This is a genomic window from Halomicrobium katesii DSM 19301 (genome assembly GCF_000379085.1).
GTDB classification, from domain to species: Archaea; Halobacteriota; Halobacteria; order Halobacteriales; family Haloarculaceae; genus Halomicrobium; species Halomicrobium katesii.
Genome location: NZ_KB905379.1, coordinates 520,174 through 532,318 on the forward strand (window position 1 = coordinate 520,174; position 12,145 = coordinate 532,318).

Annotated in this window: 15 protein-coding genes; 6 read left to right on the plus strand and 9 right to left on the minus strand. The window is 53.9% G+C overall.

Features of this window, described 5'->3' with window-relative positions; translation table 11 throughout:
* Positions 1-66 precede the first annotated feature (66 nt).
* Positions 67-402 carry a PadR family transcriptional regulator gene (locus tag HALKA_RS0118085; protein ID WP_018259316.1) on the minus strand — a complete coding sequence of 112 codons (336 nt, stop codon included), beginning with the start codon at positions 400-402 and terminating at the stop codon, positions 67-69.
* A 674-nt stretch (positions 403-1,076) separates the two neighbouring features.
* Here HALKA_RS0118085 and HALKA_RS0118090 point away from each other — a divergent pair.
* The 5 genes from HALKA_RS0118090 (at position 1,077) to HALKA_RS21190 (ending at position 4,441) form a co-directional block, all read left to right on the plus strand.
* On the plus strand, positions 1,077-1,340 hold the full coding sequence (locus HALKA_RS0118090) for a winged helix-turn-helix domain-containing protein (RefSeq protein WP_018259317.1): 264 nt from the start codon (positions 1,077-1,079) through the stop codon (positions 1,338-1,340).
* A gap of 117 nt (positions 1,341-1,457) precedes the next feature.
* Positions 1,458-2,147, plus strand: a complete 690-nt coding sequence (locus tag HALKA_RS0118095; RefSeq protein ID WP_018259318.1) for a hypothetical protein — start codon at positions 1,458-1,460, stop codon at positions 2,145-2,147.
* Positions 2,148-2,203: 56 nt separating this feature from the next.
* A complete protein-coding gene (locus tag HALKA_RS21180) occupies positions 2,204-3,286 on the plus strand; it encodes a hypothetical protein (protein ID WP_155119458.1) in 1,083 nt (360 codons plus the stop codon).
* Positions 3,287-3,343: 57 nt separating this feature from the next.
* Positions 3,344-3,997 carry a hypothetical protein gene (locus HALKA_RS21185; protein ID WP_155119459.1) on the plus strand — a complete coding sequence of 218 codons (654 nt, stop codon included), beginning with the start codon at positions 3,344-3,346 and terminating at the stop codon, positions 3,995-3,997.
* Positions 3,998-4,000: 3 nt separating this feature from the next.
* A complete protein-coding gene (locus tag HALKA_RS21190) occupies positions 4,001-4,441 on the plus strand; it encodes a hypothetical protein (protein ID WP_155119460.1) in 441 nt (146 codons plus the stop codon).
* Here the strand turns inward: HALKA_RS21190 and HALKA_RS21195 are convergent.
* The 8 genes from HALKA_RS21195 to HALKA_RS21535 form a co-directional block, all read right to left on the minus strand.
* The gene (locus tag HALKA_RS21195; RefSeq protein WP_155119461.1) at positions 4,425-5,246 is read right to left on the minus strand and encodes a hypothetical protein; all 822 of its coding nucleotides are present in this window, start codon (positions 5,244-5,246) and stop codon (positions 4,425-4,427) included. The two genes, HALKA_RS21190 and HALKA_RS21195, sit on opposite strands and share 17 nt — an antisense overlap.
* Before the next feature lie 93 nt (positions 5,247-5,339).
* Positions 5,340-6,137, minus strand: coding sequence for a restriction endonuclease (locus tag HALKA_RS21725; RefSeq protein WP_018259321.1), 798 nt, complete (start codon positions 6,135-6,137; stop codon positions 5,340-5,342).
* A 298-nt stretch (positions 6,138-6,435) separates the two neighbouring features.
* On the minus strand, positions 6,436-7,809 hold the full coding sequence (locus HALKA_RS0118115) for an Eco57I restriction-modification methylase domain-containing protein (protein WP_018259322.1): 1,374 nt from the start codon (positions 7,807-7,809) through the stop codon (positions 6,436-6,438).
* A gap of 46 nt (positions 7,810-7,855) precedes the next feature.
* A complete protein-coding gene (locus HALKA_RS0118120) occupies positions 7,856-8,596 on the minus strand; it encodes a PaeR7I family type II restriction endonuclease (RefSeq protein ID WP_018259323.1) in 741 nt (246 codons plus the stop codon).
* A gap of 269 nt (positions 8,597-8,865) precedes the next feature.
* On the minus strand, positions 8,866-9,660 hold the full coding sequence (locus tag HALKA_RS0118125; protein WP_018259324.1) for a DNA adenine methylase: 795 nt from the start codon (positions 9,658-9,660) through the stop codon (positions 8,866-8,868).
* Positions 9,661-9,662: 2 nt separating this feature from the next.
* Positions 9,663-9,941, minus strand: a complete 279-nt coding sequence (locus tag HALKA_RS0118130; RefSeq protein WP_018259325.1) for a hypothetical protein — start codon at positions 9,939-9,941, stop codon at positions 9,663-9,665.
* Positions 9,942-10,104: 163 nt separating this feature from the next.
* Positions 10,105-11,100 carry a Cdc6/Cdc18 family protein gene (locus HALKA_RS0118135; RefSeq protein WP_018259326.1) on the minus strand — a complete coding sequence of 332 codons (996 nt, stop codon included), beginning with the start codon at positions 11,098-11,100 and terminating at the stop codon, positions 10,105-10,107.
* 7 nt (positions 11,101-11,107) lie between these two features.
* Positions 11,108-11,494 (minus strand): hypothetical protein, encoded by a 387-nt coding sequence (locus HALKA_RS21535; RefSeq protein WP_018259327.1) that lies wholly within the window; start codon positions 11,492-11,494, stop codon positions 11,108-11,110.
* Positions 11,495-11,844: 350 nt separating this feature from the next.
* On the opposite strand from HALKA_RS21535, the gene HALKA_RS0118145 reads away from it, so the two are divergent.
* Positions 11,845-12,135 carry a DUF7692 domain-containing protein gene (locus HALKA_RS0118145; RefSeq protein WP_018259328.1) on the plus strand — a complete coding sequence of 97 codons (291 nt, stop codon included), beginning with the start codon at positions 11,845-11,847 and terminating at the stop codon, positions 12,133-12,135.
* Positions 12,136-12,145: the final 10 nt, after the last annotated feature.

Sequence of the window (12,145 nt, forward strand, 5' to 3'; positions counted from 1 at the left end):
TTGGAAAACCCAATCTGGAAAGGTTTGGTAGGTTCTTTTACTAATTCGGGACATCAACCATCACCGCTAACTACCCCCGGTTAGTGGTCGCAGTTCGCGCTGTGACGTTCCGAACGAGATCGCAGCCACGCGCTGGACGTGGCGCTCGAATAGATCGCGTCCCTCTTCGGTCAGGCGGTAGGCGTTCGTCCGGCCGTCGGCGGCCGCTGTTTCGACGAGGCCCGCCTCTTCCAGCGCGTTGAGGTTCTGGTACAGCCGGCTGTGGTTCACGGGGTCGCTGTAGCGCTCGCTCAGCCACTCCTTGAGCGCGAGCCCGTAGGGCAGCTCGTCGTCGGCGTCGAGGGCGGCGACGGCGTGCAGGAGATCGCGCTGGAACCCCGTGCGGTCGAACCACGTCGTCATGCTGCCACTCCTGTTGCGTGCATACCAGGAGCCTGAACGAGGACGCTTGAAAGGCTGCGGCGGGCGGGTGACTGAATGGCCGTGTCGAGACGGGTGGATCGACGGAGAGCGATTCTCCGGCCGCTTGGCGTCGGTTTCAGCAGTGACCGAATCGTGACCGAATGTGATCGAATCGGGTGCTGGGTGCGTCCGGTCGAGCGGTGCGACTGTCGGTGCATCAGTGTCCTGGTCATGCAGAATCACGCGCGAGTGCGCTGACGGTCAGCTGGCCGAGCGAGTGGCCGCAGGGGTCGGCCGTGTAGCCAGTCGGCCCATCGCAGGCGATCCCGTCGAGCGGGGTCCCACAGACGGGGCACTGGCCGGCGGTCGTAGACTGTGCGTCGGTCGGTTGAGACCTACTAAGTCCCTAGAGTGCGTCGGTTTGCATGCGTTGGTGCGGCCAACGCGATGCCTGTGCTGTGACACGGGCATCGACCCCCGTTTTCAGGGAAGTCGTGAGCCCCGAGAGGCATCGCGTTGTCCGTGGTGAGCAGATATCTGGCCACATTAAAATAGTTTTGGGTAGATATATGGCTATAGATATAAGATATCTGCCCAAAGTGATTTGAAACAGGTGGGATTATTTTACGTCGAAATGACGAACGACTGTGTCACGCCGCCATCGAGCAAAGTGGATGACTGGTAGAGACGATATCATCCTCGAATTCCTCGACGAGAGCGGCGCAATTCTGAACAAGAAGGCGCTGGAGATCAATCTTAACGCAGAGGAAGCTGGAATCTCGTACTCTACGATTCAGCGACGACTTCCTAAACTGGAGGAAACTGGGCTCGTCGAACTGGTGATCGAAGAGGGGACTTGGTATCGGATCACGGACCGTGGCCGGTCGTATCTACAGGGCGAGGCCGATCTGCGGGACGAGTCCGAGCCGGAGAGCTAAACAGTGATCGCAGTTCTGAAGGCGGATTCGCCAAATAACTGGCAATCATGAGGCTGATCTGGCACCTTCAAACAATTATCCGAAAGACACTTTTTGCAACCAAATTATTACCACGTTATGAAAGCTGGGATTGTCGGACTCTTGGATTCGCCTTCAGAGACTATTGAAGCAGTAGACGGAATCACGACACAAGACGGTCGTGAGTACCGGTACTGTATCGAACCACGAGAGACGTTTACTGATGCTCCGGTAAATGGCGTGATCCAGACAGGAGAGGCAGCGATGGAAATCCCGAAAGAAGTGGAGCGTGTCGAGATTGAAGACGGAACAATCACTCGGAAGACAACTGTAAGAACCGAAACCAAGCATACAGAATGGCTCTTGATTCCTGACGAAATCGTCGTCGTGGAAAACAGTGAGGGTCGTTTCTTCCATGATCTGCTTGCGAGTGAATTCGGATGGCGTGCCAACCGAGCACAATTCGATCTAACTTCGATGCGCTCGGATTACGAGGAAACCCAGCTGTGGCAAGTTGGGTTCTACGATCACTTGGGCGAAGCTCAGAAAGGTGTTGTATACGGTGAAGACGTACTTGATGATCAGGATCTTGGAAGCGCTTTGGATGATTCTCAGATCAACCAGTTAGGACTGGTCTACCAGCGTGACGGCGATACTGTAAAGGTGACACTCGCAGAGAGTGGTTACGTAGAATTATATCAGCCATCTGGTTTTGATGCCGATGATTTTGCTGTGTATATCCAAGAAGAAATTAGGAAATACGTCAGTGGAATCCATACTGAAAAGTAGTTCCAGATAGAAAACAAATAATAAATGTTTAGTTATCTCAGTATAGTCTTCACTCTATGAGTGACGCCTCGGACCTAGACGAGAAATTTGAGTATGACGGTCGGCTGGTTTTCAATGGACTGTACTTAGATGCTGAGGACCAAGCACCGTTTAGCTCAAAAGAAGATTTACTCAATGAACTTCCTGAATTTGAGCAAGGAGTCCCACGAAAACCAGGTAGAGGTTTCAAAGATCTGAGCCTTGAGGAGTGGAACGAACGCTACAGTGAACTTCCAAGAGAGCTTGAGGAAGTCCTTGACCAGTCATGGGATGTTGAGTACAAGCACGAAAAGTTCGATACACCGGACGACTTAGTGGATACTGATGGTAATCCCGTTAAGGGGTGGGTCGCCGAGGACTGGTCAGCATATGTATACTGGTATCCGGGAGAGTTTTTAATCATCCAGGCTAGCCAATCGAAACTAAATGAAGTTGAGGATAAACTATTCCCTGTTGTTGGTCGCACAAACTTCGAAGTGAATGACAGCGGAGCAGAAAATGGCGATGACGGAAACAGTGATAGCAATGGTGCAGAAGAGGGACTTTTCAGCCCAGAGTTCCTGCAGTGGCTAGTCTGGAAATACGACACCCTTGGTAGTGCCTCGAAATTGGGAATAAATGAACTCACAGACGCAGCTATGTCTGGAAATCTAGGGGATTTCGGTCGTACAAATGAAGTAAGCGAATCAGATAATATTACAAACTCTCATCCAATCATCGCTGGGATGCTAGAGAACAGAAAATTCGAAGAAATTGAGGGTGTATTCGAGATTCATGATCACGAGATAGATGCTCAAATTTACAGAGACGGTAGTATCCGGGTTATGGCACAGGAGGCCATTGGGGATGCTACGCAATACGTACGGATCCTGTTGGCTAATTTGTTCATGAAGCGCGTGCTTGAAGTCTATCTTCAGTGGCGATCCATGCCACCAGAGGAAAAGTACGTTGATCCGGAGTACTTCAAAGATCTGCATGAGAAGGCAAAGGATATGCCCGAAGCAGCGACATACGACTTTGGGTTTGAATCGTTAGTACTTCACTACGCAAACCTCCGGAATGAAGATCCAGGAGACTACGACTGGGATTTCGAGACGTAACAAAAAACTATCGCAACTGGTATGCGTATCGCAGTCTAAAGCTTAAATCAGCTACCCATGGCAGTTGACAGCGTCCGCCGTCTTTCGGAACGCGGGGTTCAACAGCAACTGCCATTTGAACGGAATACTCAGTTTGATTTGGTGGAGGAAGATTCGGTTACGGCAATTGATCTAATTGGCAACACAGACATTGGTCCGTATCCATTTGTAAACCAAGCGCGAAGATACTGGAGTTTTGAGTTTACAACGGATCCGATGTTTGGTTCCCCGAAGTCGGTCTCTGGTGTGCTTGAAGTTCGCGAAGGTTCAGGATTCGTGTTCTTGATCCTTGATCAAGATACACCGAAACCAGATACTATCTTTTCGGAGCTTCGCGATTCTACACAAACAGATTTTCCGATAGAAACAGACTTCTCACCCACCTACAAATCGGTTTGTGATTTTATTAGAAGTTCAAGCAGCATTGTCAAGGTAGATTCTCCAACGTCAAGGAATCCCAAAGAAAGGATCCAACAAGGAGAGAATATTCCGGTAGAAGTGGCTCGCCTCCGATTCGAACATGAGGAAAGTCACTCAATCACCTATTCAGATGCTCAACTCAGTATTCCAATAGACACTGAAGAGGGAGCATTAGTAGAAAGTGTGGCAAGAGAATATTCATTTCGAGAATATGTAGTTCAAAAGTTTGAATCAGCATTCACTCAAGAATAGTCGATGTTTTTTCGATTTGATTTTTCGAAAGATGTTCTATCTTCGTCCCAAACTTTGCCAGATATATGTGCTGAAATAGAGCCTCGAAGGACCCCACCGAACAGTGTAGAGGAATTGTTGGTTCAATCCAGTGCAAAATTTGTCTTGAGACTGAAAACGAGTAACGATGCTGGGTACAGTGGCCAAATAGGATTTGAAACACCAGATCCCTTTGAGGTCCGTAATGATGGTCTTGGCCTTCCAGAGTTCATACAGTGGAACTATGATGAACAGATCCTAAATGTCGATGAACTGTCTGGGAATGCAGAGATTGTGATGAAAGTCTTACTCCCCGGAAAGTATAGAGGAGAATACCATGGGACAATAGCGATTACTGAAAAAGTATCTTCAAAAGTGGTGTGCACCCATAGTTTGAAATCTGATCCTCCTATTCATTATAAGTAGTTTGAGGAGCACGGAGGGTATTATCTTTTGATTTCAGAATTGACTGAACTTCATTGTGGACATCTGAATCACCGTTCAAGATATCTTCCAATTGTTGCCCCTTATCAAGAGTGATCTTCATAGGGGGAAGAAATTGTCTTCCGATCCCCTTATCTGGTATTCGATGGTCGTACTGTATCTCAAATTGCATATACACATCTTCTGTAGAAATTGAATCGTTATCATCCAACCGCCTCAGCACTGATGAAAACACCTCATCAAAATCGTCAAATTCCTGACTGGGTAAATAGAGTTCCGCTGAGAAATCTGCTTCACTACCAGATTTGACAGATCTGATAAACGAGCCCTTTGTTTTATTCAATTGGTTATCATATCTCGGCTCACCAATGGAAATTGAGTCGCTATCATCATCGTGGCTTGGAATATAAATATGAGAAACAATTGATAGCTGGTCTGCTAGACCAGCCCCAATATTCTCAAGAGTGACCGTTGCAATATCTCCATCTGCCTTGATAGCTTTGACGTTAATCAATGGCTCTCTCTCTGCACGATCTAACTTCATTTGCGTTTTCTGAATACTTGATTGTTCCTTCTGTATTTTACTCATATTAAAATACAACACCACAAGCGAGGCGGAGAATAATCCTGGAATAATGACCCGCAAAAGATCCATCGGCTTTGCAGATTCCTTAGATATTTGGGAGGGCCAAAACGGGTGGATATATATAATCAGTCCTGCTGCTGCAAGTAAAAATATAATGAGTATAGAGTATATAATCAAAGTGCCCGTTGATCGTTCCCCCATGTCATCTCTGCTTTTGTTGCATATTTGTATAATATTTTCGAAGGTGAAGGCAATCGTGATTTGGATCTATTATATTATAGGAAATAGCGGATTTCAGGCCACTCGCTTAGCCCCTATTAACCGACCGAACCGCTCCAACAGCTCCACCCCTTGCTCGGCTGTCGTCGTCAGTTCGTACCCATCCTCACCTTCGACCACAACCCCGAGACTCGGGTGTGACAGCAGCACGAGCGACGACTCGATCCGTGCCACACCGGGCACGTCACCGTCGCGCATCCCGATCAGGACGTGCCGTAGCTCCCCCGCCGTATACGCCCCCACACCGCGCTCCAGGGCGTCCATCATCGACACCAGCTCACCGGCGGCGGCCCGCCGGTCCGCGATCCGCTCGTCGATCTCGTCCAGACGGTCGTCCTGGAACGCGCCAGGCTCGAACAGCACATCGGCAACGAACTCCGGTCGAAGACCGAACGTCTCGTTGCGCTCGACCAGCCCCCGCAGCCGGTCCGCGCTCACCAGCACCAGCCCGTCCCGGTTGGCGTCGTCGATCGCGGCGGGCATGAAGCCGGGGGCGACGACGACGGCGTACTCGGCACCCCGGGCCTCCTGGTGGCCGCGAATCCGGCTCGCGTCGGGCGACTGGAGTTGCCCGTTGCCACGGGCCTTGACCTCGACGATCGCCTCGACCGGCTCGGTCAGCTGCACGTCCGTGTCGTCGCCGCCCTCGATCCACTGCACGTCGAACCCGAGCCGCGAGAACGCTTCGGCGACCAGCTCCTCGAACTCGTCGTAGGCCGCGCCGTTCTCGCTCGCCGCGACCAGGCGCTCGCCGAAGTCCATCGCCGTCTCCTCCTCGTCGTCATCGTCTGGATCATCGTCGACGACATGCACCCGCGGCCCGGAGTCAGTCAGTTCGTTGATCGCCGTCTCGGACGAGTCGTGCTCCGCAGCAACGCGCTCGATGCGATCGTCGGCGACGCGAGTGAACCCCTGGGGCCGATAGCCGGGCTCGTAGCCGACGAGGGCGTTGAACGGCGCTACGTCGATGTCGATCTCCCCGTCGGTCAGTCCGTAGAGTTCGTAGACGATCTCGTCGATCAGGTCATCCGTTCTCTCGATCTTCGCTTACAGTTCCTCGCGCACGTCGTCGATGGCCGGAAACATGACCCGTATCTTGAATCGCCAGCGCTTACAGAGTCGCTTGGAACGTCTCGGCCCATTCCTTCGGCACCGGCAAATCACGAAGGACACGCGACTGCAGCCGGTAATACCCATTATGTGCCTTTTGGCAATGTGCTTCCATCCACATGCGGGCTTCTGGACTGTTGAGGTGAGCGAGAAGCTCATCGAACGGCACACCGTCTTGTGGGACGGCGTAATACACTGAGTGCTTCGGTACGACAGTTCCCTCCGATTCAGCCCAGAACTGTGGTACCTTCGCGATATCGCGGAACACGATCTTTGGCTGCAGTATGTCTTGCATCGGCGGGTTCTCGTGCCACCCGTACCAGGCCTTGCCGTTCTCGACGCACGACCGGTCCTCCAACCGTTCACGGTGATCTTCTAACCACTCATAGAACCTGTCGAGTTCGTCCTCGTCTGCTAGCTCACCTGTCGATGTGTACGGGCACACGAATACCGAATCAGTGTATGGCCCGTCAAAATCCCGCAATTGACTCCCGCTGACGGTCGGATATACCCACTGTTCGTCGATCTCGTCCGGAACGTCGTCGGCATCAAGAACGAACACTTTGTCCGCACCGGTCGCCAGACCCGGGCTGATTCGTTCTGTAATGTCACCGAGCGTCGCACCGGTCTGCATGTCTTCCAGGTCGGCTCCGCGCACGTTTGACGCCCAGCTGTCCCCGGTGACGGGAAGCGTGGTAGTGTGAGTGGTACCATCCCGAAGCGTTACGTGCGTCTCACGAGGTACATCTGGATTCTCGATGCGACGAACCGTCGTTATACATGGGAACGTGATGAGCCCCGTAAATGCGTCTTCTGGAATGTGTTCGATTTCTTCGATCCGGATGTCGCCACTCCTCAGCAAGCGTCGGAGCGGTGCTGCAGTGTCCACATACTCGTATTTTTCCGGCGTCACGAACGACAACACACCAGTCGGTGCGAGCATGGACAGCGCCCGTTCGAAGAACAAAAGATACAGATCGAAACGTTCGACTGCAGTTTGGAACGTCGCTCGATACCGCTCTTTCTCGTCCTCTGAGAGGCCTTCGATCGGCACGTACGGCGGGTTCCCGACAATATAGTCGAACGTCCCCGCATCGAGCATCTCGTCGGCTAAGAAGTCTCGTTCTTCGAATGTGACGTGTGTCAGTCCGCGGTCTCGTGCCTGTGCCAAGTGCTCTGGATCCGTCTCGACCGCGACGCCATCCGGATACTCCCAGCCCTCCTCGTCGCAGACGCGCTCGACTGCGGCAGCGAATGGTGCGTCACCTGCGCCTGGGTATAGAATATGATCGGCACCGGCTGGTGGATCGTCACGAAACGCTCGCTGAACCGTTTTCTCGGCGAGCGCGTCCGGCGTCGGCACGTGCCCTTTCATCTACCTTCGACTGGTGCGTGTTCGGACTTTAATCTACGCACATGCACTACTCACCGAGGGTGTCCTGTTCGTAATCGATGTGCCCCGAAACATGTGACGCGAGGGACTGTGCGAACCGCTTGAATCGAAGTTCCTCATTCGGTTCCCAGAATTCACCGTCCAAACCCTGTTCTTCGTCACTCAACAGGAACGCTGACTCATTCACAAGTCGCTTCCGAACCATGCGAAGACACAAGACCTCCATCCGATCGACATACGTCGCACCGCGGAACTCGTCGTCAACCTCGAAGTTCGTTTCGCGCACCGACGGGACGTTCCGAGATTTTTCGTTATCCGCCATGAGCATCAAGTATCCAATCCAGGGCTGTGGACTCGGAGCGAACACTCCCTCCTCATATGCTTCGATAATGTCGGTGTTGTTCCCGATCGCTTCCTCAGCCCGGTTATTGAGGTTGTTTCCGAAACTCGATGCCTGGCTCTTGTACTCGACAACTGCGAGGAGTTCTCCCTCATGCACGACTGCCGTATCCCACTCTTTTTCGTGTCTGTAGTACCCAGGCAGCGTCGCATAGTAATCGTGTTTCACGGCATCTCTCGGCACACCAGCTTCAACGACGATATCCTCAATGAGCCCAGCAAATGAATCCATTTGCTGCCCCCCGAGGACTTCGGCTCGTCTCCCACGTGTAGAATCTTCGGATTCGCGTTGTGCTTCGCCTTGCCCGGACCGCGTTTCCCAGTACCACTGCACTGCATCTGAGACTTCAGAATCGAGATCCTCAATCATACCTGGAGTGGTTATTCGCGTGTTGTTATTGTATCGATTCAGTCACGAATTCCACGCTTTCCAAGACACTCATCGCTCCCGGGTATCCACAAATCCCTCCACAACTCCGACAGTTCACAGTCGATCCTTGCTTATCCCGAATATCGACGTGGCCCTTCGGACACCGCGTGGTCCACCCGTTCTCGATCAGGTCGGGAATCTCAGATAGCTGGGCCATCCATCAACGATGTTGAGGCCTTCTGTGAGTGGATCGACCGGAACTTGCAGCGTCACATACCGATCGGCGACGGTTCGAAGTTCAGTAGCAACCGCTCGCGGGTCTCGTTCGCCGAACCGCTCGTTCCACTGTTGATGTAGTTCTTGCTGTCACGAGCCAGTACTTCTAGATCATCGGCACCTTCCGGGAGCTCCTGATACGAGCAGATCCCGTAGCCGTCCAGGTCGCCGATCGCGTCGACGAGCTCGCCGTGGACGATCTCGCTGGTCGGGTAGTAGTCCTCGGTGCCGACGTAGGGCGGGTCGAAGTAGAACACCGTCTCCTCGCTGTCGTACTTTTCGACCAGCTCCCGCCAGTGGAGGTTCTCGACGACCACGTCGTCGAATCGCTCTGCGAACTCGCGAAGTCGATCGATCTTGTTCGAGAAACTGAGGGCACTATTCGAGACCTTGCTGGTCGCAAAGCCGTTTTCACCACTGTAGCCAGCACCCCACTGTGCATAGCGGAGATAGAAGAACTGGCCGGCCCGCTTGACGTCGTCTTTCGGCCGGTAGCCCTGGTAGTATGCTTCGGCCCAATCGGTGTGGACAGTCCGCGAGTACGGTACGGACGAGAGCCACTGCACCAGCTCGTCGGGCTGCTCACGGAGCACTTCGAAGAAGTGGACGAGATCCTCGTCGAGGTCGTTGTACACCTCCACAGAGCTTGTCTCGGGATCTTTGTTCGCCAGCACACCTGCAGCGCCGCCGAAGGCCTCGACGAAACACTCGTGCTCCGGGACGTGCTCCAGGATCCACGACGCGAGTCGACTCTTCCCACCGGGGAACGGAAAGACTGCGTCGGGCATCGTCAGTGCGCCCTCCGTGTCTCGATATCGACGACGCCGAACCCGACGAGGATCTCCTCGATCCAGCCAGGGACATCTGGATCACAGACCAGGTCCGTGAGCGCCGTCGGCGTCAGCAGCGTGGCGATACTCTCCCCGTCGATGCCGAACACCCACTTCTCTGTCGCCACGATCTCGATACGAGCTGCGAACTCCGGATCCGAACGCCACAGACGGAGACGGACGTCTTCACCGTCGACACACTCGCGGGCGGTCCTGTCTGGTCGCTGTGTTCGCGACATACCAGAATCGACTAGACGGATGGTAAAATCCCTGCGGCGGGCGGGTGACCGAATCACTTCGATCGACGGTCCGGTCGGGGTATTCGAACAATACAGGCCCGATAACAGTCGATCAGGACTGACCGAATAGTGAACGAATGTGATCGAATCGACGAGTCGTTGATCAATCGAGTGACCGATACCGCATATCCTGCGTGCTGCCGTCGCGTTCGACGAGGTCGGACCGGATCAGGCTACGCAGATACCGCCGTCGAGTCGGACGGGATTTCGGCGACTGGACGCGGTCTTCGTAGCGCGCGTGCAGTGTTCCGCTGTCGATCTCGTCGGCTTCTTCGATGATCCGGAGCAGGAGACGGTGATGCGATCCCAGAGACCGGATGTTCCGGTCACGGATTTCGCTCGCGGCGTCGTCGGCAATAGCGTCCACGACCGGCTCGGTGAGCTGGTGCATGTCGTGTCGATCGACGTGGAGGGCAGCCTGCCGAAGCAGTGCGATCGCGTAGCGTGCGTCGCCGGCGGCGAGATCTGCGATGTAATCGATGACGCCGTCGTCGAGACGCGACCCGACCAGCCCGTGAACGACGCGGCTGTCGAGGATATCGACGAGTTCGGTGTGTCTGTACTTGTCCATTCGGACAGTTTCAGCGCTCTGCATCCGGGATTTTGCCTTCGAACTGAGTGCAGTGAACCACTCGTCTTCGTCGATCGTGATACAGATGAGCGAGACGTTCGGGACGTTCCAGAGGGCGAGCAGTGGTTGTTCGTCGAGAGATCCGACCTCGTCGAGGACCGCGATGATATGGTCGTCACACTCGCGGAGCCGGTGTATGGCCTCCGACGACGCCGTTCCCTCGCGCTTGATATCTGCGCCGAGCCCGGTCTCGCGAACGATCTCGAAGAGGACTGCTGCGGGCGTGTTGTCGGCCATGCAGTTGACGTACGCCCAGTGCAGGTCCAGCGCTTCTTTTTCTAACTGGTCGAGCGTGTACTTCGCGATCGTCGTCTTCCCCGCGCCGCTGGGGCCGAAGATACAGACGTTCTCGGGGCGATCGACCCTCGTCGGGTCGAGAACCGACGACAAATGGTCGAGCTGTCCCTCGCGGTGGTGCAGGTCTCGTGGTGGGTGTTCGGGTCGGAAGACCTTCGCGTTGGTAATCACGCTTCGATCACCTCGAGTACCACTGGGTTGGTGAGGTGCAGAGTGCTCTCGGAAGGACGACGTAGCGTTCAGCACCCACGACATCGCCGTCGATACTGAATCCCCCACAGTTGTCACAGTCGAATCGCCATTCTGTCGGTCTGTCTGGTTCGTCGTCGTGGGGCAACCAGCCGGTGAACTCGATCGAATCAGAGCCACAGAACGGGCAGTATTCGATATCTTCGTGGTCTCGGTATCCTCGAACGATCTGCTCATCTGGTGCATCGACGAGATACGTCATGTGTGCGTGGCGAAGGAGATCGATTGCAGCATCTCGATCCCAGCGGCCACTTTCGTATCGGTCGACGGCCTTCGATCGAATCTCACGATACACCTCTCGGTTGGTATCTGCCATACTCGAGGGATGAGAGAGATAGGAAATAGGTGGTCGCCACGTCCGCGGTGGAAGTGAAAGTAGTTCTTTGAGTAGTGAAACGAGAGTACCGGCTTGTTATACAAGTCAATCAGTAACAGATCCAGTGATTTTCACTCGATAGACGGGGTGTCGGATGCAAGTGCAGACGGTCACACGTCACGAATCTAATTCATAGAAATATGAATAGGTGCCGAATCGCGGCGTGTTCGCGAGAGCGGGTCCCGGTTGGTCCCGTCACTGTAATCACGCCCAAGACCACACCTAGATACGGGCACTATTATTAAAGAAGCCCTCCGTCAGTCACCACGAAAACTCAGGAATAGCGGCGTATGTTCACGAGCATAGCATCTGATCCACCCGGATCGATTCGGATCCGAACCGACGAAGGGAACAGATACCGCTTTGACGCGATCAAGAGAGCCTGCGATTTCTACGATGCGAATTGGTCAGGTGCCGTCGCCTACGCTTGCGACAAGTTAGTCCGAATCGCCGGCGCCGTCAAGGACATCCTCAACTTGTTTGACTCCATCGAAAAGCGTCGTGAGATCGACAATCGTCTTGATCGGGCCGCGAGTTTTGAGGTTGATCTCAATCACAAGAACGTGGTGGGTGTGGAATAGAAAGAATTCT